Origin of the sequence: Amycolatopsis circi, assembly GCF_003385235.1 — a bacterium.
GTDB lineage: Bacteria > Actinomycetota > Actinomycetes > Mycobacteriales > Pseudonocardiaceae > Amycolatopsis > Amycolatopsis circi.
This window is the reverse complement of sequence record NZ_PQIA01000075.1, coordinates 1-26,201: the sequence shown is the minus strand read 5'-3', so window position 1 is coordinate 26,201 and position 26,201 is coordinate 1. Positions and strand designations below refer to the sequence as shown.

32 protein-coding genes and 1 riboswitch are annotated in these 26,201 nt (G+C 69.0%); of the genes, 14 read left to right on the top strand and 18 right to left on the bottom strand.

The genetic code is table 11. From position 1 onward, the window contains the following. The first annotated feature begins 194 nt into the window (after positions 1–194). Positions 195–1,016 (top strand): GAF and ANTAR domain-containing protein, encoded by an 822-nt coding sequence (locus D0D37_RS27905; protein ID WP_244223696.1) that lies wholly within the window; start codon positions 195–197, stop codon positions 1,014–1,016. 497 nt (positions 1,017–1,513) lie between these two features. Here the strand turns inward: D0D37_RS27905 and D0D37_RS47515 are convergent, their stop codons facing one another. Beyond that, complete coding sequence (locus D0D37_RS47515; protein WP_208720172.1) at positions 1,514–3,676, bottom strand: ANTAR domain-containing protein; 2,163 nt, start codon at positions 3,674–3,676, stop codon at positions 1,514–1,516. A 317-nt stretch (positions 3,677–3,993) separates the two neighbouring features. Here D0D37_RS47515 and D0D37_RS27890 point away from each other — a divergent pair, with 317 nt between their 5' ends. The 7 genes from D0D37_RS27890 (at position 3,994) to D0D37_RS27865 (ending at position 11,000) form a co-directional block, all read left to right on the top strand. Continuing rightward, on the top strand, positions 3,994–4,434 hold the full coding sequence (locus tag D0D37_RS27890; RefSeq protein WP_116203560.1) for an SRPBCC family protein: 441 nt from the start codon (positions 3,994–3,996) through the stop codon (positions 4,432–4,434). 674 nt (positions 4,435–5,108) lie between these two features. Further along, positions 5,109–5,264, top strand: a complete 156-nt coding sequence (locus tag D0D37_RS48125) for a response regulator (RefSeq protein ID WP_244223695.1) — start codon at positions 5,109–5,111, stop codon at positions 5,262–5,264. Between the two features lie 2 nt (positions 5,265–5,266). After that, the gene (locus D0D37_RS46885) at positions 5,267–5,473 is read left to right on the top strand and encodes a hypothetical protein (RefSeq protein WP_162834509.1); all 207 of its coding nucleotides are present in this window, start codon (positions 5,267–5,269) and stop codon (positions 5,471–5,473) included. 161 nt (positions 5,474–5,634) lie between these two features. After that, positions 5,635–6,507, top strand: a complete 873-nt coding sequence (locus tag D0D37_RS27875) for an alpha/beta fold hydrolase (RefSeq protein WP_116203559.1) — start codon at positions 5,635–5,637, stop codon at positions 6,505–6,507. 641 nt (positions 6,508–7,148) lie between these two features. Further along, the gene (locus D0D37_RS27870) at positions 7,149–10,295 is read left to right on the top strand and encodes an RHS repeat-associated core domain-containing protein (protein WP_244223694.1); all 3,147 of its coding nucleotides are present in this window, start codon (positions 7,149–7,151) and stop codon (positions 10,293–10,295) included. A 65-nt stretch (positions 10,296–10,360) separates the two neighbouring features. Then, a complete protein-coding gene (locus D0D37_RS46880; RefSeq protein ID WP_162834508.1) occupies positions 10,361–10,564 on the top strand; it encodes a hypothetical protein in 204 nt (67 codons plus the stop codon). Between the two features lie 241 nt (positions 10,565–10,805). After that, a complete protein-coding gene (locus D0D37_RS27865) occupies positions 10,806–11,000 on the top strand; it encodes a hypothetical protein (protein ID WP_116203557.1) in 195 nt (64 codons plus the stop codon). A gap of 34 nt (positions 11,001–11,034) precedes the next feature. On the opposite strand, the gene D0D37_RS27860 is transcribed toward D0D37_RS27865, so the two are convergent. Beyond that, entirely contained in the window at positions 11,035–11,700 is a 666-nt protein-coding gene (locus D0D37_RS27860) for an HAD family hydrolase (RefSeq protein ID WP_116203556.1), read from the bottom strand. Positions 11,701–11,876: 176 nt separating this feature from the next. After that, positions 11,877–12,170, bottom strand: a complete 294-nt coding sequence (locus D0D37_RS27855) for a hypothetical protein (RefSeq protein WP_162834507.1) — start codon at positions 12,168–12,170, stop codon at positions 11,877–11,879. A 278-nt stretch (positions 12,171–12,448) separates the two neighbouring features. On the opposite strand from D0D37_RS27855, the gene D0D37_RS27850 reads away from it, so the two are divergent. Next, positions 12,449–12,643, top strand: coding sequence for a DUF3072 domain-containing protein (locus D0D37_RS27850; RefSeq protein WP_162834506.1), 195 nt, complete (start codon positions 12,449–12,451; stop codon positions 12,641–12,643). A gap of 107 nt (positions 12,644–12,750) precedes the next feature. On the opposite strand, the gene D0D37_RS27845 is transcribed toward D0D37_RS27850, so the two are convergent. Next, the gene (locus tag D0D37_RS27845) at positions 12,751–12,951 is read right to left on the bottom strand and encodes a hypothetical protein (protein WP_162834505.1); all 201 of its coding nucleotides are present in this window, start codon (positions 12,949–12,951) and stop codon (positions 12,751–12,753) included. Positions 12,952–13,139: 188 nt separating this feature from the next. On the opposite strand from D0D37_RS27845, the gene D0D37_RS27840 reads away from it, so the two are divergent. Beyond that, positions 13,140–13,622 carry a hypothetical protein gene (locus D0D37_RS27840; protein WP_116203575.1) on the top strand — a complete coding sequence of 161 codons (483 nt, stop codon included), beginning with the start codon at positions 13,140–13,142 and terminating at the stop codon, positions 13,620–13,622. A gap of 34 nt (positions 13,623–13,656) precedes the next feature. Here the strand turns inward: D0D37_RS27840 and D0D37_RS27835 are convergent, their stop codons facing one another. Beyond that, positions 13,657–13,842 (bottom strand): YrhK family protein, encoded by a 186-nt coding sequence (locus D0D37_RS27835; RefSeq protein WP_244223693.1) that lies wholly within the window; start codon positions 13,840–13,842, stop codon positions 13,657–13,659. Between the two features lies 1 nt (position 13,843). On the opposite strand from D0D37_RS27835, the gene D0D37_RS27830 reads away from it, so the two are divergent. Next, on the top strand, positions 13,844–14,335 hold the full coding sequence (locus D0D37_RS27830) for a class II glutamine amidotransferase domain-containing protein (protein ID WP_244223692.1): 492 nt from the start codon (positions 13,844–13,846) through the stop codon (positions 14,333–14,335). A 34-nt stretch (positions 14,336–14,369) separates the two neighbouring features. On the opposite strand, the gene D0D37_RS27825 is transcribed toward D0D37_RS27830, so the two are convergent. The 4 genes from D0D37_RS27825 to D0D37_RS27810 are packed head-to-tail and all read right to left on the bottom strand — an operon-like array spanning position 14,370 to position 17,435. Further along, positions 14,370–15,014, bottom strand: a complete 645-nt coding sequence (locus D0D37_RS27825) for a GNAT family N-acetyltransferase (RefSeq protein ID WP_279630337.1) — start codon at positions 15,012–15,014, stop codon at positions 14,370–14,372. Continuing rightward, entirely contained in the window at positions 14,905–15,891 is a 987-nt protein-coding gene (locus D0D37_RS27820; protein WP_116203551.1) for a zinc-dependent alcohol dehydrogenase, read from the bottom strand. The genes D0D37_RS27825 and D0D37_RS27820 overlap by 110 nt, the downstream gene beginning before the upstream one ends. A gap of 20 nt (positions 15,892–15,911) precedes the next feature. After that, positions 15,912–16,709, bottom strand: a complete 798-nt coding sequence (locus D0D37_RS27815; protein ID WP_116203550.1) for a helix-turn-helix domain-containing protein — start codon at positions 16,707–16,709, stop codon at positions 15,912–15,914. A 36-nt stretch (positions 16,710–16,745) separates the two neighbouring features. Continuing rightward, positions 16,746–17,435 (bottom strand): nitroreductase family protein, encoded by a 690-nt coding sequence (locus D0D37_RS27810; protein ID WP_116203549.1) that lies wholly within the window; start codon positions 17,433–17,435, stop codon positions 16,746–16,748. 70 nt (positions 17,436–17,505) lie between these two features. On the opposite strand from D0D37_RS27810, the gene D0D37_RS27805 reads away from it, so the two are divergent. Further along, positions 17,506–18,408, top strand: a complete 903-nt coding sequence (locus D0D37_RS27805; protein ID WP_116203548.1) for a LysR family transcriptional regulator — start codon at positions 17,506–17,508, stop codon at positions 18,406–18,408. 236 nt (positions 18,409–18,644) lie between these two features. Here D0D37_RS27805 and D0D37_RS27795 read toward each other — a convergent pair whose 3' ends face one another. From D0D37_RS27795 to D0D37_RS27785, 3 genes are all read right to left on the bottom strand, one after another. Continuing rightward, complete coding sequence (locus D0D37_RS27795) at positions 18,645–19,469, bottom strand: NmrA family NAD(P)-binding protein (protein WP_116203547.1); 825 nt, start codon at positions 19,467–19,469, stop codon at positions 18,645–18,647. Positions 19,470–19,482: 13 nt separating this feature from the next. Beyond that, complete coding sequence (locus tag D0D37_RS27790; RefSeq protein WP_116203546.1) at positions 19,483–20,052, bottom strand: TetR/AcrR family transcriptional regulator; 570 nt, start codon at positions 20,050–20,052, stop codon at positions 19,483–19,485. Between the two features lie 62 nt (positions 20,053–20,114). Further along, positions 20,115–20,714, bottom strand: coding sequence for a nucleotidyltransferase family protein (locus D0D37_RS27785; RefSeq protein WP_116203545.1), 600 nt, complete (start codon positions 20,712–20,714; stop codon positions 20,115–20,117). 125 nt (positions 20,715–20,839) lie between these two features. Here D0D37_RS27785 and D0D37_RS27780 point away from each other — a divergent pair, with 125 nt between their 5' ends. Further along, positions 20,840–21,214 carry a nuclear transport factor 2 family protein gene (locus D0D37_RS27780; protein ID WP_116203544.1) on the top strand — a complete coding sequence of 125 codons (375 nt, stop codon included), beginning with the start codon at positions 20,840–20,842 and terminating at the stop codon, positions 21,212–21,214. 229 nt (positions 21,215–21,443) lie between these two features. Beyond that, positions 21,444–21,543, bottom strand: a riboswitch (glycine riboswitch). 33 nt (positions 21,544–21,576) lie between these two features. Here the strand turns inward: D0D37_RS27780 and D0D37_RS27775 are convergent. Then, a complete protein-coding gene (locus D0D37_RS27775) occupies positions 21,577–22,158 on the bottom strand; it encodes a MerR family transcriptional regulator (protein WP_116203543.1) in 582 nt (193 codons plus the stop codon). A gap of 258 nt (positions 22,159–22,416) precedes the next feature. On the opposite strand from D0D37_RS27775, the gene D0D37_RS27770 reads away from it, so the two are divergent. Beyond that, positions 22,417–23,046 carry a TetR/AcrR family transcriptional regulator gene (locus D0D37_RS27770; protein ID WP_116203542.1) on the top strand — a complete coding sequence of 210 codons (630 nt, stop codon included), beginning with the start codon at positions 22,417–22,419 and terminating at the stop codon, positions 23,044–23,046. Between the two features lie 35 nt (positions 23,047–23,081). Here the strand turns inward: D0D37_RS27770 and D0D37_RS27765 are convergent, their stop codons facing one another. From D0D37_RS27765 to clsA, 5 genes are all read right to left on the bottom strand, one after another. Next, positions 23,082–23,555 carry a bifunctional nuclease family protein gene (locus D0D37_RS27765; RefSeq protein ID WP_009078856.1) on the bottom strand — a complete coding sequence of 158 codons (474 nt, stop codon included), beginning with the start codon at positions 23,553–23,555 and terminating at the stop codon, positions 23,082–23,084. A 213-nt stretch (positions 23,556–23,768) separates the two neighbouring features. Continuing rightward, positions 23,769–24,539 (bottom strand): transcriptional regulator FtsR, encoded by a 771-nt coding sequence (gene ftsR / locus D0D37_RS27760; protein WP_162834504.1) that lies wholly within the window; start codon positions 24,537–24,539, stop codon positions 23,769–23,771. Continuing rightward, positions 24,536–25,006 carry a glycogen accumulation regulator GarA gene (gene garA / locus D0D37_RS27755; protein ID WP_009078859.1) on the bottom strand — a complete coding sequence of 157 codons (471 nt, stop codon included), beginning with the start codon at positions 25,004–25,006 and terminating at the stop codon, positions 24,536–24,538. The genes ftsR and garA overlap by 4 nt, the downstream gene beginning before the upstream one ends. A 124-nt stretch (positions 25,007–25,130) precedes the next feature. Then, positions 25,131–25,514 (bottom strand): glycine cleavage system protein GcvH, encoded by a 384-nt coding sequence (gcvH, locus tag D0D37_RS27750; protein ID WP_116203540.1) that lies wholly within the window; start codon positions 25,512–25,514, stop codon positions 25,131–25,133. Between the two features lie 46 nt (positions 25,515–25,560). Then, positions 25,561–26,157 carry a cardiolipin synthase ClsA gene (gene clsA, locus D0D37_RS27745; RefSeq protein ID WP_116203539.1) on the bottom strand — a complete coding sequence of 199 codons (597 nt, stop codon included), beginning with the start codon at positions 26,155–26,157 and terminating at the stop codon, positions 25,561–25,563. Between the last annotated feature and the right edge of the window lie 44 nt (positions 26,158–26,201).

The window sequence follows — 26,201 nt, the reverse complement described above, 5'->3', positions numbered from 1 at the left end:
ACGACGGCGGCCGGGACTTCGGTTCCGGCCGCCGTTCTGTCACGAGGCTCGCCGGGTGCGGCGTCCCTCCTCGACCTCGCCGCCCGCGCCGACACGCTGAGGCGCTGGCCGTCAGTTTGCCGGTCCGGTTTCGCGGGCCGGTAAAGTTCGGCGGTGCGCTGCCTGGTGGCGGCCAGGGAAAAGAGGAGGCCGCGGTGACCGAGGTGGGCACGAGAGACGCCGAAGACTGGGAAGCGGACCGGATCGCGTTCTGCGCCGAACCGGTCGTCGAGGGCTGGGCCCGCAGCGGCGTGGCCGCCGAAGGGCCGCTGGCGCAGCGGTTCGGCGCGCTCGCGGTACTGCTGCTCGGCACGGACTCCCTGCACGAAGCGATGGAGCGCGTGGTGTCCGCCGCGCTGCGGATCGTCCCGGAGGCCGATCTGGCCAGCATCACCCTGCGCTCGGCCGACGGCGGGTTCCACACCCCGGTCAGCACGGACCCGGCCGCCGAGGAGCTGGACCGCGTCCAGTACCAGACCGGCGAAGGACCGTGCCTGGAGGCCGCGCTGCAGGGACGGCCCGGGCACGCGCTGGCCAACAACCTCCCGCATTCGGAGGCGTTCCCCGAATTCGGCAGGCGCGCCGGGGAGTTCGGGTTCGGCTCCCTGCTGGCCGCGACCCTGCTGCCGGATCTCAAATCCGACCTGCCGCCCGGCGCGATCAACCTCTACAGCCGCCGGGCCGGAGCCTTCGACGACGACGCCGTCGACAACGCGCTCGTCCTGGCTTCCCACGCCTCGCTCGCCCTCTCCGGATCCGCCGCGCACACCGCGGCCGCGCTCAAGGAAATCCATCTCAAGCGCGCCGTCGACAGCCGGGACCTCATCGGCCAGGCCAAGGGCATCCTGATGAACCGCCGCGGGATCTCGGCCGACGCGGCGTTCGACATCCTGCGCCGCACGTCCCAGGACCTCAACGTCAAACTCGTCGACCTCGCGCACACGGTGACCCAGCGGCACCAGGAACTCGACGTCTGAACCCGGACGGGGCGCGTGAATTCCCGACGAACGGGTAGCCGGTGACCAGGGTTGGTCTTCGGCGCGCAGGAGACCCGGCTCCAGGCTCCGCCGGTCGAGACTCGCGGCCGGCGGAGCCGCTTGGGGCGCTGCCCGGCGAAAAGACGTTTGCGTCCCGCTGCGGGCGAGTATCCGGGGAGCTTGCGCGAAGGCAGGCTTAGCGGCTGGCGGAAAGCACCGGAGCGCGTCTCGCCGAGATGGCTTTGCGCACCGAGCGGCACCGAGTGAAGACCCGGGAAATGGCAGCCGCGCAACCGGATTGCCGCGCTGTCCGCCTCGGCTGCGGCGGACTGTCCTTTGCGACTAGCGGGTTTGGCCGCCCTGCTCATGGTCAACCGGCTGGTCCGCTCGGCCGGCGCGGCGCTGCGCCTTGAGAACCTCTTGGCTCATTTCACCGGAGCGGTCGCCGAAAACACTCACCGGCAACGAGATTCCGGTCAGCACGCCGCGGGCACCAGTCACCTCCCGTCGAGTTCCCCGTGCCGCCCGGCGAGCGTCCGGGCCAAGTCGACCAGCTTCACGTTCAGCTCCTGAGACGTCCGGCGCAGCAGGTCGAACGCCTCGTCGGCGGTGAGGCCCTCCCGGTTCATCAAGATGCCCTTGGCCTGGCCGATGACGTCCCGCGTGTCGAGGGCACGGGCGAACTGGGCGCGGCGCACGTCGGCCAGCTTCCTCAGGTGCGTGTTCGCCAGTGCCAGCGACGCGTGCGACGCCAGCAGCACCGCGGCGCGGCGGTCGGACTCGGTCAGGCCGTCCAGGCTGCGGGAGTAAACGGTCAAGGCTCCTGCCAACCGGTCCGGGCCGGGACCTTCCGGGAGCCGGGCGGAAAACACGGCGCGGCAGCCGAGCGCGGTCGCGGCGGCGGTGAACCGGGGCCACCGGGTCTCGGCGGTCAGGTCCGAGCTGGCGACCCAACCCGGTCCGTCCGCGCGAGCCGCTTCCACACAGGGGCCTTCGCCGCCGCGGTATTGGATCCGGTCGAGTTCGGCGGCTGCTTTGCCGGTCCGCGCCGCAGTGCCGAACCGGCCGTCGGACGCGAGCACCGTCACGCTGACCAGGTCCGCGCCCGCGACGACTGCCGCGGCCGCGTCGACGACCTGTTGCAGCGCGTCGGTCGCCGACCTCGCGGACATCCTGGCGAGCGAGGCGAACTGGCCCAGGGCATCCCGGTCCGGCTCGCCGGGCGGCGAGACAGGTCCGGCTTTCGGCGAGGTGCCTTCCCGGCCGGTGGTCGAGAGGCTTGTTTTCGCCACCCCGTTTTCGCTTTCCTGCTCGTTCGCCGTCCGAACGAAGCTCCGGCTGCCGGAAAAACGAAGCCGCGGGGACGTGTCCCGGTACAGCGTCGCCGACGGCGGTTCGCCGTAGGCAGCCCGGTAGTGCGCAGCGAACACGCTGGGGGCGTAGCCCCATCGGGCAGCAATTCGGGCGACCGTGTCCTGCTCGGGCACCGCAGCCCGCAATTCCGCCCGGGCCCGGTCGAGGCGAGCCCGGCGCAGGTACGCCATCGGGGTGCTGCCGAGATGTCTTCGGAAGGCCAGTTGCACTGCCCTGGCCGAAACCCGCGCCGCCGCCGCGATGTCCGCGATGTCGACCGGCCGGTCGAGGTTGGCTTCGATGAACGCGATCGCGCGGCGGAGCGTCTGCGAATGGGCGTCGAGCCCGTCTCCGGCCCGCTCGTCGGACGCCGTGTGCGGGAACGCGTTCAGCACGGCCACAGCGAGATAGCGGGACACCGTCGCCACGGCAAGCGGATTCTCCCCGACGCCGGGCACGCCGAGGACGTCGTCGCGCAGATGTGCGACGACAGACCGCAGATGCTGCGCCGCACTGGCGTCGACCGGCCGGTGGCCGAGCAGCCGCACCGGCCGGTCGACGCCGGCGCCCTGGCTCAGCAGAGCCGGATCGAACATCGTGACGCTGTACTTCGCTCGCACGACCCGGCCGGTGTAACGCCGGTCCGGAGACGAGAAGGACACCAAATCCCCCGGCCCGAACGTCGCCGTTTCCGCCCAGCCGTCCACGCGGTGGTCCTCGATCGTGCCCGATTCCAAGTCGCACAGGCAGATGGCTCCCAGCGGCTCGACGTCGTAGCTCATCTCGAACGACAGGTCGAGCCGGTCGGCGCTCAGCCCGTCCACCGCGTGCCGGCTGAGGTGCGTGCCCGCGTGCCCGGTGTCGCTGCCGATCCGCATCGGCGCGTACGCACTGCTCAGGAACGCCTCAGTCCGAGCGAGATCGTCGCTGTCGAATGCCAGCGAACTCACCGAACCGCTCGCCGTGAACGGTTGCGGCGCTCCCCCGAGCGCCTCCCCCAACGAGGCGGCCCGCCGGACGGCGGCATCGGGATCGGCACCGTCCAAAACGGACCCCGCCCGCTCCGGGTCCGCCACCAGCACGCAGTCGCGATCGCGAGCGAACGAGACCAGCGTCCGCGCCAGCCAGCCGGTCAACGAGCCGACACTCCGCAGATCGACCAAGAGGCGCGTTCCGGACGAGACGCCGCTGCCCGCGGCGTGCAGAGCCTCGACGAGCTGCGCCGGGCTCGTCGCCGCCAACTGGTCCGGCACCGTCAGCACCACGGCGTCCCCGACCTGCCGAGGGGTGATCTTCAGGTCCGTCACGGCAGCCGCACGCCCGCGTTTCGCACGGAGAAGGACCCGGCGATGTTCGGGTCGGACTTGTCTGTGCCTCGCTGCGGTGAACGAGATGTTCGGCACTCGGCGGTCGCCACACGCACTCCTTGGAGCGGGCTGGACCGGGCGCCGGGCACGCCACAGCCAGCGGGTTGTGGACGCTGCCTGCTTAACGCACCGAGGAAAAAGCTTACCCGGGACGATCTTCCTCAGAAGCACGGCACGCCCGGCGCGTTTGTTCCCCGGTCCGCCCGGGTAGCCGGAGAACTCGGCAAGACTCCGCAGAATCTCCGAGGAAAGGCGACATGGCTGCTGCAGCGCATTACGTCGAGGTCAACGCCCCCGCCCAGGCCTGCTACGACTGGTGGCGGCCCCTGACGCGGCTGCCGGAACTGTTCTCCGACGTCCGCTCGGTCGAGGCGGTGGAGGGCGACGAGACGCGCACCCGCTGGAAGGTCGACGGCCCGGCGGGGTCCACAGTGGAATGGGAGGCCCGGATCGCCGAGGACGCGCCGCCGCGCAAAATCGCGTGGACCACTGTGGACGACGCGGATCCGGACGTGCGCAACTCCGGCGTAGTCCGATTCGACGACAAGGGCGACGGCCGCACCGGCGTCGAGATCTCCCTGGAGTACGAGCCCCCGGCGGGCAAACTGGGAGAAGCGGTCGCGTCGCTGCTGGCCGCGAGGCAGAAGAAGGTCGAGCGGGCCGCCGAGCAGTTCCGGACCGTCATCGAAGCCCGCTGAGCACCCTTCGGAAGGGCATCTCCCTGACCACGGTCTCGCGCGCCTTCACCGTCAGTCCCGGCGCGGTTCTCGGCTATCTGGCCGACTTCGGGAATGCCGAGGGATGGGACCCCGGGACGGGGCGCTGCGTCCGCGACGACGCATTCCCGCGCACAATCGGCTGGCAAACGGGCTAAGCCGTCCCGAATGACAGACATGGCCTTTGTCACGTTTAACCGGGCCAGAATCGAAAACAACCTGGTACACCGCAGCGCATTCCGAATCGAGAGTTCCACGAAACCGGCGCGGTGCCGACGCGCCCGCAGCCGGTCGCGGTTCTCTTCCGGCCGTAGGGATAAATCCCGGTCGGCCGCACACCAGTCGTTCGCGCCGGGCGGCGGCGAGTCGCTTCCTGATCGCATTGCTTAGGCCTGGTCAGGGTCGAGTTCATGGCGGGAGGGGATGGCGGTGGCACCGGACGCAGTGCGTCATGGCGGGCAGCAGCCACCGTCTCCGGGCCCGAGGCAGGAACAACTGCGCGTCCTCCTGATCGAGGACGACGACGGCGACGCGCTGCTGGTCGAGGAGATGCTTCTCGACGTCGCGGAGATCGCCGAAAACGTGACCCTGGAACGAGTGTCGACCGTGGCTGGCGCTCTCCCCGGACCCGACTGGCCGACTGTGTCCTGCTGGACATGCAACTGCCGGACGCGGCCGGTCTCGACGGGCTGGAACGGATTCTCGCCGAGGCGCCCACGACAGCGGTGGTGGTGCCGGCCGGTCGGCAGGACGACAAAGCAGGCATCGCCGCGGTGGGCGCGGGCACCCAGGATTATCTGGCTCGGGGGTGACCATGGCTTCTCCCAGGACACACCGATGGCGCGGCCTTGCGGTGCGGGTACTCTTCTACGCCGCTTGGTGGGCTCTCTACACGTTCGTGCTCCGGCCTCTGCTGCCGAACGGCGACATCGTGGGCATCGTGATCATCATCGTGCTGTCGCTGGGCATCTTGGCCGTGCCGGTCATCTCTGTGCTCTATCGCCGGAAACGCCGCCGATGACCAGCCCAGCCCCGATGTCAAGCTCACTATTTTCCTTGTAGGGCACGGATTCTTCGCTGGAATACCGGAACACGGGCATCGGATCCCTTGCACTGACCCGGCCAAAGCCGTTCGTTCCCGCGTAAACGGCGTGCCGCAAGGGAAGCTGGGACCATAGACTCATGTTCGACGGATTCACGACCGAGACGGTCGACGGTGCCGGTTGCCCCGTTTTCGTGCGGCACGCGGGAAGCGGGCCGCCGGTCTTGCTGTTGCACGGGCATCCCCGCACTTCCGCGACCTGGCATTGGGTCGCACCTCAGTTGGTGGAGCGCGGATTCACCGTCGTATGCGCCGACCTCCCCGGATACGGCCGGTCCGGGAAGCCGGAACCCGCCGAGGACCACGAGCCGCACTCCAAACGGGCAAGCGCACGCCGGCTGCTGGCGGTGATGCGCGCGCTCGGCCACGAACAGTTCGCCGTGGTCGGGCACGACCGGGGCAGCTACCTCGCCCTCCGCATGGCCCTCGACCACCCGGACCGGGTGCTCCGGGCGGTGCTGGCCGACTGCCTGCCGATCAGCGAGCACCTCGGCCGGCTCACTCCGCAATTCGCGACCTCGTGGTGGCACTGGTTCTTCTTCGCTCAGCTCAAAACCCCGGAGCGCGTGATCAACGCCGACCCGGACTCGTGGTACCACGGCGACCCCGAAAAGATGGGCCGCGAAAACCACGCCGAATGGCGCGCGGCGACCCGAGATCCAGAGGTGGTCCGAGGCATGCTGGAGGACTACCGCGCCGGCCTGACCATCGACTACCGAGACGAACTCGCCGACCGCGCCGCCGGCCGCACGCTCAAGCAGCCGGTGCTCGTCCTGTGGTCCCTGCGCGACGACCTGGAAGACCTCTACGGCGATCCCCTGCGAATCTGGCGAGACTGGGCCGAAGACGTGCGAGGGCACGGCATCGACTCCGGTCACCACATGGCCGAACTGGCACCCGACGCGGTGTCCGCCTCCGTCGCGGACTTCCTCGAACCGCTCAAAACGGAATGAGACTGCGACTCGCGGAGCCCTCCGATAGCTGACCTGGCGGTCGTCAGCACTTTCTTCCGGCCGGGATGCACTTCGCAGAGTGGCAACAGCATAAACTCCCTGAGCACCAAAGCTTCTGAGCCAGCGGACGCTGTCTCTCCCGCGTCGAAAACGAAGTTCGCCCGAACCGCCGGTTCGTTTTCGAACGGGAGGTCCGATCCGGATTGCACCTCCCGATGGGCACTCCCCCCCGCTTAAGATCGTCGGTCGAATCATCGCACTCGCACCGAATTGGTCTGCACCTCACGATACCTGTGCGATGCCAATTGCAGCGAACTCCTCGCCTCACTACGAAATCCGCAACCGCGCCTGCCCGACCCCGCCTCATGGGGTCCTTTACCGACCAGAGAGGTCCAGTCCACTGCTGTTGCTCCGCCGGGGTGACATAAAGGTGCATTTCAGTCTTTTCGATCATGTTGCTGTCACGAAGCAAGCGTCGGCGGCGATGAAGCCGTTTGCATGATCGTGTTCCGCCGCGCCGTCTGGTGCCGTGCAGGGCCTGTAGACCTCGGGTCCGATGTGTTTCCGGCGCGGTTCGTGCTGCACTCATTTCGTTCGAGGGGAAGAATATGAGGCACAGATCTGCGTTGGCGGTTTCCGCCGTGACTTTGGGGGCGCTGGTGGTCGCTGTACCGCACGCGGCGTCCGCCGCGCCGCGCACCGTCGCGCCGCCGATGACGGCGTGGACGCCGCCTTCTACAGTGAACAAAACCCCGACCGGCGGCCAGCCGCCGACCGCGAACTGGCGACCGGGCTACCGGCCGGGCGCGGCCGCGGCTGCGGTGTCGGCGTGCGGGGCGCAGGAAACCGGGTTGCTGCCGCAGTATCCGTTGGAGCGGTTCAAGATTTCGGACCGGATGGAAGCGCTGGTCAATACCCACGACGGGAACCTGAGCCTCACGCAACGGCAGCTGACGGTCAAGGGCACCGGGGAAAACCTGTCCCTGTCGCAGGTGTACAACAACCAGCGTCCGGGCACCGGCAGCTTCGGCGCCGGCTGGACGCTCAGCCACGGCCAGGACGTCGGCCTGACCTTCACCGGCGCGGACGTCGTGCTGCACGGCGATTCCGGTTACTGCGCCACGTTTACGCACCAGGCTGACGGCAGCTACACCCCGGCGCCCGGCGTGCATGCCGAACTCACCAAAGCTCCCGGCGGGAAATACCTGCTGACGTTCAACGGCTCCAACGAAACCTGGACGTTCAGCCCCGCGGGCTGGCTGACCTCGGAGTCCGACCGCAACGGCAACACCGTCACCCCGCGCTACAACTCCGACGGCACCACCGCCTCGATCACCGACACCCAGGGCCGGGTCACGACCTTCGGCTACGCCAACGGTCTCGTCTCGGCGATCACCGACCCGACCGGCACCACGGCGGCGACCTACCGCTACAACAACGCCGCCCAGCTGACCGACTTCACCGACCGCTCCGGCGCCTCGATGCACCTGACCTGGACGCCAACGGGCGATCTCGCGTCGATCCAGGACCCCAACGGCGCCGCCTACAGCTTCGCCTACGACGCCTCCCACCGGGTCACCGAGGTGAAATTCCCGCGCCAGTCGGGGCAGGTCAAAACCACGTTCGGCTACGGCAGCGGGCAGACCACCGAGACCGACCCGAACGCGCACTCCGCGACCTACAAATACGACGTCCAAGGTCGCCAGACCTCGGCCACCGACGCGCTCGGACACCAGCAGCAAGCGTCCTGGACCGCCAACGGCGACGTCCAGACCACGACCGACGGGCTGAACAACAACACCACCAACAGCTACGACCCGCTCAACAACCTGATCGGCACCCAGTTGCCGACCGGCGCGAAGACCGGCGTCGGCTACACCGATACGGCGCACCCGCACCTGCCGACCACGGTCACCGACCCGGCCGGAGACAAGATCTCCCGCGGCTACGACAACGCCGGGAACGTCACGAAGATCCGCTCCGACGGCCTGAACGCCGACCTGCAGATCCTCACCTACACCCAGCCCTTCGGACAGGTCTCGACCAGCGTCGACGGCAACGGACACGTCACCCGCTACGACTACGACACCGCCGGAAACCTCGCCGCCGTCACCCCGCCCACCCCGCTGGGCGCCACCCGCTACACCTACGACTCGCTGTCGCGCGTCGCGTCGGTGACCGACGGGCGCGGGATTCGGCTGGACTACGGCTACGACAAACTCGACCGGGTCGTGTCCGTCACCCGCCACCGCGACGGCGTCGTCCTGCAGGCCGCGGCCTACGACAACAACGGCAGCCTCACCCGCCGCGACACCGCCACCGCCACCCACGTCTTCGGCTACGACACCGGCGGCCAGCTGCTGTCCGACACCCGCAGCGACGACGCGAGCCCTGACGAGCACGTCGCCTACGGCTACGACCTCGCCGGGAACCTCACCTCGACCACCGACCCCAGCGGCCAAAACGTCTACGGTTACGACGCGGCGAACCGGCTCACCTCCTTGGCGGACCCGTTCGGGCAGACCACGACATTCGGCTACGACAACGCCGACCGCCGCACCAGCACCACCTGGCCCGGAGCCGGAACCCAGACCAACGGCTACGACAACTCCGGCCGCCAAACCAGCCTGACGGTCAAGAACGCCGCTGGCACCCAGTTGCTGCAGACCACCTACAGCTACACCCGCTCGAACGGCGCGGACTCCGACCAGATGCAGTCCAAAACCGACGCCACCGGCACCACCACCTACGCCTACGACACCCTGCAGCGCCTCACGACGGCTGCGGCCACGAACTATGCCTACGACAACGCCGGCAACATGACCAAGCTCGGTGCCACCACTTTCACCTACAACGCCGCGGACGAACTCGTCAACGACGGCCGCGCGCGCAGCTACGACGCCGCCGGCAATCTCACCGGCTCTGCCAATCCCAGCGAAACCAATAACTACAGCGACACCGGCCAGTTTGTCTCCGGTAGCGACGCCGCCGGCAACAGCTTCGCCGCCAGCTACGACACGCTCGACCAAACCCAGCCGCACCAGCTCGCCTACACCACCGGCGGCGGCACCACGACCGACCGGTTCACCACCACCGCACTCGGCCTGACCCAAACCATTCACAACGGTGCCCGCACCAGCCTCGCCCGCGACCCCAAAGGCGCGATAGTCACCCAGAAAACCGGTGCGGGGGCACGTTACAACGTCGTCACCGACTACCAGGGCAGCGTCGTCGCCCTGATCTCCACCACTGGCGCCGTCGCAGCGACCTACCGCTACGACCCCTACGGCGGCAGCACCGCCACCGGACCCAACGCCGGAGACAACCCGTTCCACTACCTCGGCCAATACCAGTACGGCGTCGACATGCTCCTGGGCTACCGCTGGTACTTCCCCGGCTGGGGCCGCTTCCTCACCCCCGACCCCACCGCACAAGAAACCAACCACTACGCCTACGCCAACAACGACCCCATCAACAACAGCGACCCCACCGGCGCCTACTCCCTGGTGAACTTGGGAACAGATATTGGCAGTGCGGTCGGCGGGCGGGCGGCAGCTGGCCTCACCGGTGCTGCTTGCTTCGCAACCGGCGGCATCGGTTGCATCATCGCGGGTGTGGCGTATGGTTCGCTGATTGGCGGACTTGGCGGTGGCGCCGGCGCACTGATCGGCGGAGGCAATTCCGGTGAAGTTCGGGACGGTTTCATTAGTGGTGCTGTCGGCGGCATCTTCGGATCGGTCTTAGGTGGCGTGAGCGGCAAGATAACGAAGTCTCTGACTCGTCGATAGGAATAAGCGCGGCCAGTAAGCGCAGCACTGATGGCCACACACCGTGAACCTTGAGAGGCGGCATAATGGAACGCCCTGAGCCCACAATGGAAGAAAAAAAGAAGTATATGTGGAAATGTGCAGTCATTCTCATGGTGATTGTTGCTGCTTTCTTCTATTTTGCGCTTCAGATTCCGCCGAACTGGCCGGTACTGATCATTCTGGCGGTTTTTGGAACAGTGGTGATGGGCTTCGCCTTGAGGTTCGTGCTGCGCAAGACTCATAAGTGACCAGATAAGCAAGTTCGCGGTTTACGCGTACTCCTGCTCTCGGCTTCGCTGAAGGCGGGAGTACGCGTTCTTCGCCGAGCTCGACCGCCTCAGCATCGGCGACTACCTGGGCCAAGGACAGACAAGACACTTCACCGCCGCCGACGGCGACTTCATCCTGCAGAACTACTGGAGCAACACCGCGATCCGCTTCCTCCTCGTCGGGCACCCGAACGGACCGCTGAATTCCCTGAACTGGCAAGTGTTCCTCAGCCCGCCGTCCGGGCAACGGCTGCACCCCGGCCACTATCGCCACGCCACCAGCTCCCCCGGCGCGACCGAGACCGCCCCCGGGCTCTACCTGGACGGCGAAGGACGCGGCTGCGGCAACGCATACGGAGACGTCGCCATCCACAGCATCAGCTTCGACACCGCAGGCACCGCCATGCTTAGCTAGGACGAGGCCGGGCAGGCTCCGGCGGCGGGACGCGTCAGGCGAGCGGCGTGTCGTCCAGCGCCTTCGCGAGATCACCCGGGGTGTCGTAGAGGGCGACGGCACCAGCCTCCCGGAGTTCGTCGTCTCCGAAGCCGCCGGAGCGGACGACGATCGCGGGCATTCCGGCTCGTTTCGCCGCTTCGACATCCCATACCGAATCGCCGACCATCACCGCTGACGCGTCGGGCGGCGCGCCCAGCTTCTTCAGTGCCGTATGCAGGAGGTCCGGGGCTGGCTTGGACGCCTCGACGTCGGCGCTGGTGGTCCAGTCGTCGGCGAGGTCGCGGGCGTCGAGCTTGTCCAGGAAGATGTCCGCATGGCGCTGCTGTGCCGAACTGGCGAGCACCAGCCGGTGGCCGCGCTCCTTGATGGCCACGAGCAGATCGCGGGCGCCTGGCAGCGGCGTCATCTCCTCGATCAGCGCGTCGACCTCCTTGCCTTGCTGCTCCCGGGCCCGCTCGCCCGCCCGGCGCTCCAACTCCTCGCCGCCGACCGCGGTGACGAGCTGGTCGCCGCCCATCCCGATCAGCCGGTGCAGCCGCCAAACCGGGTACACCGCGTCTACCGACCGCAGCGCCCGGTACCAGGCGAGGGCGTGCTGGTAATTGGAATCTATGAGCGTGCCGTCGATGTCCAGGACGGCGATGGGGGAAACAACCACATTCCCTGGTTACCCACTGCCGTGGCGGCTAATCGCACTCGTCAGTGGAACAGGCACAGCCGCAGCCCGGGACAGGCCAGCGCCGGAGCGGCTGCTCGCCCGGCTTCAGCGCGCCGAGAGCGGCGAGTTACGCAGCCGCGCCAAGCGTCTGGCTTGCAGCCGCGGCCCGGTGAATGTCACCACAGCGGCCAAGCTGAAACCGGCCACCGTCCACAAAGACCCCGGGTCCCCAGGGACACGAGATCGATCGCGGCTACGGAGGCGAGCATCGCCGTCATCCCCAGCCGGTTCTTCCGCGCATCGCGCAGGCTGCGCTCGGCGAATGCGACAGCGAGCCGGTACTCGACCGGATCGTCGGGGATCCGGCCGAACTCCGCGGCGCGCGAGGCCAGCCGCACCTGGCGCAGCGACACCGCGTCGCCGACCAGCTCCCGCGCCAGGCGCAACTGCGCCCGCGACATCGTACGCACCGCCCAGCACCCCATGACCGCGCACGCTCCGCCCGCCACCGCTGCGAGCCACCACGGAACCGTAGTCAGCGCTCCAAGCAGCACCGCGCCCACAAGCCCGACGACGACCCCGCCTGCCACCGAACGGCCCCCAGATCTCGGCTGTCTCCCCCACCACCCTCATTCTCCGCCACCGCGCATCTCGCCGCAGCCGGTCTCTCCCGCACCCGACCTGCACGAGGCGTACCTCCGAGGTACCGTCGAAGCGGAAGAGAACACATGTTCGAAGGAGTGTGCTGATGGACCAGGTCCAGCCCAACCCCGAGAAGGACCCCGACGACTGGACGACCGGGGACGAGCCGATGACCGGGCCGCAACAGTCATACCTGGACACCCTCGCCCAGGAAGCGGGCGAAACAGTCCCGGACAACCTCTCGAAGGCGGATGCGTCCCGGCTGATCGACCAGTTGCAGGAGCGCACCGGTCGCGACTGAGCCTCGCCCGGTGACCGTCGCCGCGTGTCTTGAATTCATCGGGTTCGACGAATTCGCCGCCGAATGCGCGGACAACTTCGGCAGCCGACCGACGAGCGCCGGACGTTTCACAGCACCGAACAGAGATACACGCCCGTCAGCGCGGCAGTACCCGGAATCGTCAGCACCGCGGCCAATGCCCGCGCTTTGTCCCCGCGCCACAGATAGGCGGCGGCGATGCACGTCACCAGTGCCAGCAAGGTCGGCAGGGTGAACGGCAAAAAGTACATCGTCACCATCAAGAACACCGAGAACACGGCGGACAACACCACGCACAGAAAAGCCGGACCGACGAACTTCGCCAGCCGCGCCCGCTCGAACCAGCATCCATCGCTGCCTCCCCCTCCCCAGAGTAGAGCGCTCAGCAGCCAAGTTCTCGACCCGGGCCGCCCCCAGCAGAGGGCGCTGGGCCGCCGCGTCCCGGTTACCGGCGCCCGCACCGGGTATGTCCGGCGGCATGGAGACGTTGCTCGGGATCTACCTCAACGACCAGCTGGCCATGGGTCTGGCGTGGCGAGAACTGGCGCGCCGGGCCGCTCGCAACAACCGGGGCACCGAGTTCGAGGTGCCGCTACGCGAACTGGCGTCGGCGATCGCCGAAGACGTGGAGACGTTCCGCGGCGTCATGCTGGCTCTGCAGGTGCGGGCGAACTCGGTCAAGGCCGCGTTCGCGGTCGCGGCCGAGCGGCTCGGGCGGTTCAAGCCGAACGGCCGGATCGCCTCGTACTCGCCGCTGAGCCGGTTCTGGGAACTTGAAGCGCTGGCCATGGGGATCGAGGGCAAGAAAATCCTCTGGACCACGCTGCGGGACACGGCGAACCTGGGCAAGCGACTGCCCGACGTGGACTTCGAAGGGCTCCTCGTCCGCGCGGACCGGCAACGCTCGCTGCTGGAGCCTGCGCGGGTACGGGCAGGCGAGGAGGCGTTCGCCCGACGCTGAGCTGCGACTTCGCAGCCGGAAAGCACACCGGCTTTCAGCTCCGCGAGGGCGTCCGGTCGCGTGCCCCCGGGGCTCCGTTGAGCCGATGCCGCTCGTGGATGTAGACCGCTTGGCCGATCGCGCCCAGCATCATCCCGAACGACCCGACGATGAACAGCCAGATCGCGAGCACCTCGGTCGCGTTCGACAGGAACAGCACACTTCCGACGAAAAAGATCACGTTGCCGATCACCCCGTCCGAACGGTTTTTCGCCCTCGTCACCAAGGAAACCGAAGCCCACCACGGAAATGTCAGCGCCGGGATCGCCGCGGCCGCCCGCTGGGCTGCCGCCAACCTGCCCGTGTACGCGATCAACCTGATTCTCACCACACCGACCGAGCTGTGGGCCTTGCGCTACCCGGACACGCACGACCTCTACGTGCTGCAGCGTTGCCCCGGCGGACCGCACGGCAACCGCCATCTCGAACACACCAGCACCGCCGGGCGAATCCGGGCCCGGTCCAGCAGCCTCGTCGACCGTCGCGCCGTCGTCGTCGCCAGCGAACGGATGGACGAGGACCCTGCCTGGCAGAACCTCCGGTCCGGCGAACTCCTGCACGTCGGCCCGGACCAGACCGCGACCCGGCGGATCGTGCTGGACCACCCGCCCCGGCACCCGCTCACCCTCGACGACCTCGGCTCCCACGCCGCTGCGTCACAGCAAGGCCAGTGACCCCGCCGCAACGACTGCAGCGCGACGTCCGATGTCAGGCCGCTTCGTCGGCCAGGTCGAGGGTGTAAGCGACCCGGTCCAGCCCAGGCCCGTCGTAGTCCGGAAGCACTTCGGAAACCTCGAACCCGAGCCGGGCGTGATAAGCGCGCGAAGCGGTGTTCTGCGGGCTCGTGATGCATTTGACCTTCCGCACCCCCGATTCCCGCACCCGGCCGAAGAACCACTCGTACAGCGACCGGCCGATCCCCTGCCCGTGCAGTTCCGGGTCGACGCCGACGAAGTGGATGTAGGCGGTGTCCGGGTCGGTTTGCGAGACGAAGCCGATCAGGAACGCCGCCAGCGTCCCGTCCGGACGCTCGACCAGGCGGCTCGTCGTGGTGAAATGCTGAAAATACAGGCGCGGCACCAGCAACGCCCGCTCCTTCGCCCCGGCTTCGCCCTTCAACCCGCCCCACCACGGCCCCAGCGCGGCAAGCACGCGGGCGTGGTCGTCTTCGGTCGGCTGGCGGAAAGTCAGGTCGGCACTCATGCCCCGACCCTCTCGTTTCCGCGCCCGCCGAGCAACCTGGTTACCGGCGAGGGTCGACGTGGATCTTCGGCGCCCCGGGCGGACGCTCCCCGCCGAGAACCGCCGCGACCTCGCCCAACCCGACCGTCGCCGCCACCAGCGGCCGCGGATCGACCTCTCCGGCCGCGTACGCGTCGATCGCCTGCGCCAAGCCCGGCGACCCGCTCAGCACGCCGATCGCGGTGACGTCCTTCAACGCCAACATCCGCGTGTCAAGCAGGCTCGGCCGACCCGACAGTCCGATGTAGACAATCCGGCCCGCCGGTTCGACGACCTCGGCCGCGAGTGCGGGAGCCGCAGGATCGCCGGTCGCGTCGACCACCGCGTCGAACGGCGGCTTCGGAACGCTCGTCCCGGCGGAGAAACCCAAGCTCCGCGCGAATTCCACCGACCACGGCGTGGCGCCCACCAGATGCACCTCGCTGCCCGCGGCCTGGAGGAACAGCGCGGTGAGCAATCCGATCGTCCCCGGTCCGAGAACGAGCACTCGCTCCCCCGCGGCCGCCCGCGCCGCACGGCACGCGTTGCCGCCCGGTTCGACCAGCGCACCCGCGACGGGATCCAACGTCTCCGGCAGTTCGTGCAGCGAACGCACCGGCACCGCGAGGCGTTCGGCCAGCGCTCCGGCCCGGCCGCCGCGGATGCCGACCTCCTGCCGGTTCCCGCACACGTGCTGATGACCGCCCCGGCAGCGCCGGCAGTCCCCGCAGCCGAGCATCGTGTCGCCGGTGACCCGGCGGCCGATCCACGCGGGGTGCACCCCGGGGCCCGCCTCGGACACCGTGCCGCACCATTCGTGGCCGAGCCGCATCGGGTACCGGGCGTGGCCGTCGGCGAGGTACTGCATCTCGCCGGTGAAGAATTCGACGTCGGTGCCGCACACCCCGGCCCGCTCCACGTCGACGACGACCTCGCCGACCCCGGCGACCGGATCCGGCACCTCGGCCGGACCGGCCTCCCCCGGCCCGGTCACCACGAACGCCCGCATGGCTCCGATCGTAGCGGCGCTCAGCCGGTCACGCGCTCGCGCAGAAAGGCCGCCGTCGCCGGATCGGCGGGGTAGAACGACTCGATCACCAGCTCGGCGACCGTCACGTCCAGCGGAGTCCCGAACGTCGCGACCGTGCTGAAGAACGTCAGCTCCAGATCCCCGTGCCGGTAGCGCAGCGGCACGAAAATGTCCCCCGGGCCGGGAATCTCCACCTCGGGGACCTCGTCGGCGCAGGGATAGCCCAGCAGCTCCTCCAGCAGCTCGGCCAGCCCGGCGTCCGCCGTCTGCTCGACCTGGCGGCGCAAGCGGCCCAGCAGATGCGCCCGCCATTCCCCTAGGTTCAGCACCCGCGGCGCCATCCCGTCCGGGTGCAGCGTCGCGCGCAGGACGTTCACCGGCCCGGTCAGCAGCTCCGGCGCGATGCCCTCGGTGAGCACGCCGAGGCTGAGGTTGGCGTCGACGAGATTCCAGCCGCGGTCGACTACCGCCGCCGGGTACGGGTCGTGTCCGGCGAGCAGGCGCCGGACGGCCTCGCGGATCACGGTCATCTCCGGCGCTCCGATGTCGGACTCGCCGTAGGCCGGCGCGTAGCCCGCGGCGAGCAGCAGGCGGTTGCGTTCGCGCAGCGGGATGTCGAGGTGCTCGCCCAGCCGCAGCACCATGTCCCGGCTCGGCTTGGACCGGCCGGTCTCCACGAAGCTCAGGTGGCGCGTCGAGATGTCCGCCGAGATCGCGAGGTCGAGCTGGCTGATGCGGCGGCGGTCGCGCCATTCCCGGAGCAGTTCGCCGACCGGGGCCTTCACCGTAGTCGTCACCCGCCCGACGCTACGGCCTCGCCCGCCCGCGGACCATTACCCCCGGGGTAACGGCGCGTGCACCACCAGCGCCTCGGCGAGCGGTTTGCGGTCGAGTTCGGGCACCTCGCAGTCCGGCGCGGGATAGCCGACCGGGAACAGGATGTACGGCCGTTCGGTGACCGGGCGCTCGAAGACCTCGTTGAGGAAGCCCATCGGGTTCGGCGTGTGGGTGAGCGTCGCCAGGCCCATCGTGTGCAGCGCGGTGATGAGCATGCCGCACGCGATGCCGACGCTCTCGTTGACGTAGTAGTTCTTCCGCAGCGAACCGTCCGGCAGCGGCGTGCTCTTCTGCGCGAACGCGACCACCAGCCACGGTGCGACCTCAAGGAACTCCTTGTGCTCGTCGGTTTCGAGCCGGGCCAGCGCCGCGTGCCAGTCCGGCGCGTTGCGCTCCCGGTAGAACTTCCGCTCCTCGACCTCGGCCGCCTCGCGCACGGCGTGCTTCACATCCGGGTCGGCGGTGGCGACGAACGTCCACGGCTGGTGGTGCGCCCCGCTCGGGGCGGTGTTCGCGATACGCACCGCGGTCTCGATCGCTTCGAGCGGCACCGGGTCCGGGGAGAACCAGCGGACCGACCGGCGCCGGTCGAGCAGCCGGTACAGCTCCTGCCCGCGCGCGAGGCTTTCCTCCGGGGACAGCCGCGGCGGCGCGTACGGGACGAACGGGTGCTTGTGCCGGGTCATGCTCCGACCCTGCCGCGTCGGCGGTCATCGGTCCAGTTCACATTTCTGGTGAAGGACATAAGCTGGGCTGATGTCTCCCTCGTTGCGCCAGCTCGAGTATCTGGTCGCGGTCGCGGACACCGGCGGCCTCACCGCGGCAGCGGAGCGCTGCCACGTGTCGCAGTCGGCGGTGTCGCTGGCGATCGCGTCGCTGGAGCGGACTTTGGGCGTGCAGCTCATCCTCCGCGGCCCCGGCCGGACGACCGCGCTGACCGACGCCGGCCGCCAAGTCGTCGGCGAGGCCCGCGCGGTGCTCACCTCGGTCGCCGAACTCGGCACCGCTGCCCGCGACTTCGGCCAGGACCTCGCCGGACGCCTGAGTTTCGGCTGCTACGCGCCTCTCGCGCCGCTGCACGTTCCCGCCGCGCTGGCGACCTTCCGCACCCGGCATCCGGAAGTCGACGTGACCTTCGTCGAGGGCACCCTGCCGGACCTGCAGCACCTCCTGCTGGACGGCCGTTGCGACCTGGCCGTGCTGTACCGGCAGGATCTCGTGCCGGGGATCGCGGTGGACAAGCTGTACGACCAGCCGCCGAGCGCGCTCCTCCCGCCGGACCATCCCCTGGCGCGCCGCAAGACGGTTTCGTTGCGCGCCTTGGCCGGCGAGCCGTTCATCCTGCTGGACGTACCGCCGTCGGAACGCTATTTCCGGGACGTCTTCGCCTCCGTCGGCCTGCCGATGCCCGTTGCGCACCGCACAACGAGCTTCGAACTGGCGCGGGCGTTGGTCGCTCGGGGGCTCGGTTACACGCTGTCGGTGCAGCGGCCGCCGTTGGAACTTTCCGTCGAGGGGACGCCGTTCGCCGTGCGTCCGCTGCGTGAACGAGTCCCGACTACGCCGGTTGTGCTGGCCCGCGCGGAAGGTGCTCGGCTTACCCGGCGTGCGGAGACGTTCCGGGCCTTTTGCCGGGAGTTTTTCAGCCCTGGAGCGTGAGACTGCGCGGCTCGTGGCCGAGATGCTCGGTCAGCACGGGGCTTGTCTCAGCGAAATGACCCTGGCGAGCCGCCCGGGACATCGTGAGTTTCATCCGGAGTCGCTCGCGGGCTCGGCTACACGCTCTCGGTGCAGCGGTCGCCGTTGGAGCTTTCGTTCCGAAGGAACGCCGTTCGCCGTCCGTCCACTGCTGACCCGGCGCGCGGAAACGTTCCGCGCCTTCTGCCGAGAGTTTTTCAGTCCTGGAGCGTAAGACTGCGCGGCTCGCGACCGAGAAGCTCCGCCAGCACCGGACTCGTCTCGGCGAAGTGGCCTCGACGGGCTGCGTGGAAGAACGCGAGCTTCATCCGCCCGATCGCCTCCGGCTCGTCCGCGATCCACTCCTCGTCGTCCACGACCACGCGTTTCACCTCGCGCCCGCTGACTCGCGAGGCGATCTCGGCGACGTCGTCGAACGTCACCGCCTGCCGCGCGATCAAAGTCACCGGTCCGTCGAACGCCCGGTCCCCGGCGAGAAGCACCGCCGCCGCTTCGGCTGCGTCGGCTCGGTCGGTCCAGGAGACCGGGCCGTCCGCCGGAGCTTTGATCACCCCGTCCTCCCGCCAGTTCCCGAGCAGCCAACCGAGGCTGTGCGCATAGAAACCGTTGCGCAGCGCCGTCCACGAGGCCCCGGACTCAGCCAGGATCCGCTCGGTCCCGGCGTGCTCCGGCCCCGGAGGAAAAGGAGTGTCCATTCGGGAATTCTGGTGACTGGTGTACAGAATCCGTTGCGCCCCAGCCGCTACAGCCGCCTCGATGCCCGCGCGATGCAAACTGACCCCGTCCGCGTGCGGGTCGTTCGAGGACACCAGCAACACTTTTTCGGCTCCTTCAAAGGAATGTCGCAGCGCCGCCGGATCCTCATAGGAACCCTGCCGCACCCGCACGCCTCGGTCGGCGAAGTGCTGTGCCTTAGCGACATCCCGGACGCTGACGCCGATCTCCTCCGCCGGGATCAGCTTGAGAAGGTGCTCCACTGTCGCCCCGTTGAGCGCGCCGGTTGCCCCTGTGATGACGATCATGTCCGAATTCCCCTCAATGCTTTCGCAGCAACGGCAACAGAATGTCGTCCACGAGATGCTGCACGAATTGGTCGTCGCACCGCTCTCCGGCAAAAACGATCCGATGCACGATCACCCCTGGCGCGACCTCGGCGAACAATGCCGCCGCACCAGGTGCCAGTTCCTTGCCCGGCAATCGATCCGCCATCGCCGCTTGGTCGCGGCGCAGAATCCGGCGCATCTCGTCAGCGAGCCGGGGATCGCTGCGCATGCCCGCGAACAGCGCGCCCAGCATGCCGATCTCCTGCTCTGCGATCTCGCGCGCCAGCCACCGCACGACGGTCAGCAGGTTCTCCCGCAGTCCCCCGGCCCCGGGCTCGGGCGGAGCGGAGCCCTGCCGCTGCTCCACCTCCGCCGCGACGAGGGCCGCTTTGTCGCGGTACCGCCGGTAAATCGTCGTCTTGGCAACGCCTGCCCGCGCCGCGATCGCCTCGATGGACAGCTGGTCGTAGCCGACCTCAGTCAGCAGCACCAAGGCTGCCTCGTGAATCGCGGCGTCCCTCCGGACATCACGCGGCCTGCCGACGACTGGCGACTCCGACACGCGAACCTACCTTCGATACGCTACCGTTTCGTATCGAAACTACGCCTGACCTGGGGCACGCGTCAACTGGGCCACGGCAGGACGGTCAACGCAGGCCATTGTCCTTGCCAGCGCTGGGCTTTCGCCTCGTAACTGCTCCGCGGCGCGTGCCCGGGATTGGGCCGCACGACGAGGTTGAACAGGTCGGCGAACCCGTGCGGCGCGTAGACCTGCCACTCCCCTCCGCTGTCCAGCCGAATCCCGAGACAGGGCGTCGTGGACGGAAAGGAATCGATGGCCGCTTCGGTAGACGGATACGGCGCGCAAGGAACGCCGAAGCGGTCCTCGTACCAGAGATGCACCCGCGCCTCGTTGCGGATTTCCACCGTGACCGGGAGATCCCCGAACCTCCGGGCGCCCTCCTCGATGACCGAGTTTTCCGCTTCCCAGCTGAGATCCGAGTCGTCGAAGTAGAACAGGTCGTAGTCCTTGATGCCCTCGGCGGGCGGGCGTCCGGTCACCACGTTCCACACGGTCTGGCAGAGGCATCCTGCGGTCAGGTACCAGCCGGGAAGAGCCAGCTCCGCCGCGCGGGCGAGCACTTCCGGCACCAGTTCGTTGCGGGTCACGATCTCGCGGAATTTCTCCAGTTGCCTGTCGATCGCCAGGCGGCCGTAGTCCATGCCCCGGTTTAGCACGGCCAGCCGGTTACCTCCCGGGTAATCGACCAGCCGCGTCCGTTCGGACAAGCTTGGCCCTACCGAAACCGGGACACCGAAAACCCGGACGACACAAGGAGAATCCCGCGATGACCACCACCGCACCGACCGCCGCCGACCTCGCCCGCCGTTACGTCGACGTCTGGAACGAGACCGACCCCCAGCGGCGGCGCCAGCTCGTCTCGGAGGTCTTCGCGCCGGGCGCGACCTACACCGATCCCCTCGGCGCGGTCGCCGGACAGGACGAGATCGACGGGTTCATCGGCGGCGCGCAGGCGCAGTTCGCCGGATTGGTCTTCAGCCTGCCCGCGGAGCCGGACGCGCACCACGATCTCGCGCGGTTCCAGTGGCACCTGTCGGCCCCGGGCGCCCCGGAGCCGATCGCGATCGGGTTCGACGTCGTCGAGATCGCCGACGGCCGGATCGCCAAGGTGCACGGCTTCCTGGACAAGATTCCGGGCTGATCCGCCGAAAACGCCGGGATGTGGTCTTGACCACAGACACGAGGTTCAGACCACCCGGGAGGTCTGAACCTCGACCGGCGCGCACGCCACGCCGAAAGAACGGCGTGGCCCTCCCCACTCTGTCCGTACCCCGAGGGGCGCCTGAGAGTTTCACCCGCGTGGATACGCGGGCTTGCACCGTCGGCGGCACCGGCTGGTGGTCCCCTGCCGATGCGCTTTCCAGAGGCGTCTCGTCCGCGCGGTCCAGGGTGCCTGAGAGGTTCCGGGGAGGACTTGCTCCTTCGGCGCCGGACCGGGGATGCCGGTCCGGTCTCTCCCGCGCGGGTTCGTCGATCGCGCGCCCAGTCTAGCGCGGAGGAAGATCAGCCGGTGCGGCGGGCGTTGCGGCGCTGGGTCAGCTCGTCCGGCACGACGGCCTCGACCACTCCGCCGTCGGCGCGCTCGGCCGGGAACTCGTGGATCGTGCCGCTGATCTCCTGCATCGCCCCGCTGACCGCGATGCCGAACACGCCCTGGCCGCCCTGGAGCAGATCCACGATCTCCTCCGGCGACGTGCATTCATACACCGTGGTGCCGTCGGAGAACAGCGTGACCTTCGCCAGGTCGCGCACCCCGCGCACGCGCAGGTGGTCCACCGCCACCCGGATGTTCTGCAGCGAGACCCCGGTGTCCAGCAGGCGCTTCACGACCTTGAGGACCAGGATGTCCTTGAACGAGTACAGCCGCTGCGACCCCGAACCGTGCGCCGTCCGGATGCTGGGCGCGACCAGCTTCGTGCGCGCCCAGTAGTCCAGCTGGCGGTAGGTGATCCCGGCGATCTGGCAGGCCGCGGGACCGCGGTAGCCGACCAGCTCGTCGGGCAGGGAGGCGTCGGGGAACAGCTCGCCCTGCTCGCCGTCGGCGACAGGTCCGGCAGGTATCTCCGGACGACCAGCCTCGACCACCGCAAGCCTCCCCTCGCCCGGCCTCGCGGCGGGCGTTCGACAGGCCGGTCGAGCCCAGGAACGGGATCGGCCGGGGAAAACTGCCACGAGCGCGCCGGGTCGGCGAATCACATCGTGGCGATTTACCGCCTTTGACGGTAAGGCTGCGCCGCGACCCGGTCAACGCGACGCGCGGCGGACCTCGAGGCCGTGTCGAGGCTTTGGCCCGTTCGCCGTACGGGATTGCCATTTTTTACTCAGCGGAGTAACTTGTTACTCATGCAAGTAAACATCGACACGCAAGCCGAACTCGGCCTGAGCGTCACCGAGGCCACCACCCGGGCGCAGATCATCGGCGCGACCATCGCCACCATCGCCGACCACGGGTACGCGCGCACCACCTTCGCGCGCATCAAGGAGCGGGCCGGGCTCAGCAGCACCCGGCTGATCTCGTACCACTTCACCAACAAGGCCGGCCTCATGCAGGCGGTGCTGAGCACGGTGTCCGAGACCAAATCGGAATACCTGCGCCGGCGCAGCGAGGGCGTCGACCCGGCGGACCGGCCGGCGAACCTGCGCGCGTACATCGAAACGTCGGTCGCGTTCCTGCGCGACTACCCGCAATGCGAGCGGGTGCTGGTCGAGATGGCCGCGCACGCCGACGACCGCGACGGCTGGGCGATGACCGGCGTCATGGTCGGGCAATTGCGCACCGGCGCGCTGCAGCGCCAACTGGAACAAGGCCGCGAAGAGGGGGCGTTCGGCGACATTTCGCCGGAAATCGTGGCGCTGTCGATCGCGCAGGCCGTCGACGGGGTCGCGACCGCCTACGCCGCGAATCCTGAAGTGGACCTGGACCGCTACGGCCGGGAGCTGGCCGACCTGTTCGCCCGCGCCACCGCACGGTGAGCGAGCGCCCGGCGGGACACCGCCGGCAGGGGCGATCAGGTGTCGGCGCCGCGGAAGTCTTCCGGGGACACGGAGTCGAGGAACTCGCGGAACTTCTCGACCTCGTCCTCCTGCTCGTCCGGGATGATCAGGCCGGCTTCCTCGAGCACCGCGTCGACCGCGTGGATCGGGACGCCGATCCGCAGCGCCAGCGCGACCGAATCGCTCGGGCGGGCCGAGACCCGGATGTCGCCGTCGAAGACCAGTTCGGCGAAGAACGTGCCTTCTTTGAGATCGGTGATCACGACCTGCTCGAGCTCGCGCCCGAGCGCGCCGATGACCTCTTTGAGCAGATCGTGGGTGAGCGGCCGGGCGGGCCGGACGCCTTGCTGTTCCAGGGCGATCGCGGTGGCTTCGACCGAGCCGATCCAGATCGGCAGGTACCGCTCGCCCTCGGTCTCCCGCAGCAACAAGATCGGCTGATTGGCGGGCAGTTCGACCCGCACTCCGACGACGCGCATCTCGCTCATCGGGCTTCGCCTCCCTCTCGTGCACACGGGCCGCAGCGCTGGCGACGGCTGACGACCGTTGTCTCCGACGCTACCCGTCATCCGGGCGCTGTGCTCGCTCGCAGCGGACATTCTCGGTTCGTGGTCTCGCGAACCGTCTCTCACGGTACGGCATCCCGGCGCTGAGGTTCAGTCATTGACAAGTGAGAGAAACCGCGTCTCGGGCATACGCCGTCAATCGCCGGCGACGCCGCGGATGCCGGCCTTGACGAGCAAGGTGTGCAGCGTGACCGACAGCGCGGCCAGTTCGCGCACGACCTGGTCCGCGCGGGCTTTCGCGTCCGCGTCCCGATGCCGGTACGCCGGGGTCACGATCTGCTCCAGCAGGCCGACCTCGCGGTCGGCCGCGGCGCGGAACGCGCGCAGATGCCTCGGCTCGAGCCCGAATTCGGTCATCGCCTTGACCGTGCGGGCGATCAGCACCGATTCCGGGCCGAAAAAACCCGCCGCGCCGGGACGCAGCAGGCCGTACTGGCACAGCTCGGCCAGCGTCGCGTCGTCGATTCCCGCTTGCTCCAGCAGGTCTTCCTGGGTGAGCCGGGTGTCCGGCCCGGTCTCGAAGTCCGCCGCCGCGGGCAGTCCGGCGGGATCGCTCCCGTCGCCGAGCGGCACGAGCCGCCGCGGCAGCTGGGGCGCCGCCGGGACCGGCACGGGCGGTTGCGCGCCCGCGTCGGCCGCGTCGAGCTGCTCCTTGATGACCTTCAGCGGGAGGTAGTGGTCGCGCTGCGCGGACAGCACGTACCGCAGGCGTTCCACGTCCGCGGGCGCGAACTGCCGGTACCCCGAGGGCGTGCGGCCCGGGCGGACCAGGCCCTCCGCCTCGAGGAAACGGATCTTGGAAATCGTGACATCGGGGAAGTCCCCGCGCAGCTGCGCGAGCACCGCCCCGATGCTCAACCCGTCCCGCCGGGCCTCCTGACGACCGGGCTGCCCGGCCGCCGTCACTGCGCCCCCTGGCCCCCGTGCCCCGGGCCGGTCAGGAAGACCAGGCGGAACTTGCCGATCTGCACCTCGTCGCCGCCGGCGAGGACGGCCTGGTCGACCGGCTCGCGGTTGACGTAGGTGCCGTTCAGGCTGCCGACGTCGATCACGACGAACTCCCCGCCCTCGCGCCGGAATTCCGCGTGGCGGCGGGAAACCGTGACGTCGTCGAGGAAGATGTCGCTGTCGGGGTGCCGTCCCGCGCTGGTGGTGTCGCGGTCGAGCAGGAAGCGGGAGCCCGCGTTGGGCCCGCGCTTCACGACCAGGAGGGCGGAACCCGGCGGAAGGGCGTCGACGCCCTGCACCGGTGCCTCGGCGGCCGGCGCGGACTCCTGCTGGCCTTCCATGTCGGCCAGGAAATCGGCCCGGAAGACAGAGGTCCGCTCCGGAGACTGCTCCGGGGGAACGCCGGGCCCGTCGTTCGTGCTCACCTGAGCTCTCCTCTACGCATGAAGTGTTGCCATCGACCAAGAACGTGCAGCTGTCAACGTACCGTGCCCGACCGGCCCGGAACCCTCGGGCTCCCCTTGAGGCTCCGGCGCCGGGCGGAGCGGCTCAGCCCTTGATGAGCGCCTGGTACGCCTCGGCCTCGAGCAGCGCCTCGAGACCGGCCGGGTCGTCGAGCCGGATCTCCACGAGCCAGCCCTCGCCGTAGGGGTCGGAGTTGACGAGTTCCGGCGAATCGGCGACCGCGGAGTTGACCGCCACGATCTCGCCGTCGACCGGCGCGAACAGCTCCGAGACGCTCTTCGTGGACTCGACCTCGCCGAAGGCGTCCCCCGCCCCGACCTGCTTGCCGACCTCGGGCAGCTCGACGAACACGACGTCGCCGAGCTGGTCCTGCGCGTATTCGGTGATGCCCACCCGCACGAGCGACCCCTCGCGGGTCGCGACCCACTCGTGCTCCTCGGTGTAGCGCAGTTCTTCCGGAGTGGTCAACGCCGCTCCCCTTCCTGGTCCTGGCTTTCGTGCCGACAATCTTCCATCACCGGGTGCGCAGCGCGCGAGCCGCCTGCACGACGTAAAGCGCGCCGGACCAGACATACAGGACGCCGCCCCAGACCATGAACGCGTACGCGATCGGCCGCGCGACCGCGGCGACGTCCGAGCCGCCCTGGGTGAGCAGCAGGAACGGGAAGGCGTACATCAGGACGAAGGTCGCGCCCTTGCCGATGTAGGTGACCTCGGGCGGCGCGAACCCGCCGCGGCGCAGCACCAGCACGCACACGCCGAGGACGAGTTCGCGCAGCACCAGCGGGACGACGACCCACCACGGGATGATGTCGCGGATCAGGAACGCGACGAGCGTGGCGAGGATGTAGAGCCGGTCCGCGGCGGGGTCGAGCAGCTGCCCGAGCCGCGACATCTGGTCCAGCCAGCGGGCGAGCTTGCCGTCGAGCCAGTCGGTGAGCGCGGAGAAGATCAGCAGGGCCAGCGCCCAGCCGTCCTCTTTCGGGCCGAGCAGCAGCCAGAGGAACACCGGGACGCCCGCCAGCCGCAGCAGCGACAGCAGGTTGGGGACGGTGAGCGCCTGTCGCCACAGGGAGGGCTCGGTCTTGGGCTCGTCGGGGACCGTGGTCACGCGGCCAGCCTAGAGCGGCCGGGATCGCGGCGTTTGTCCTGGCG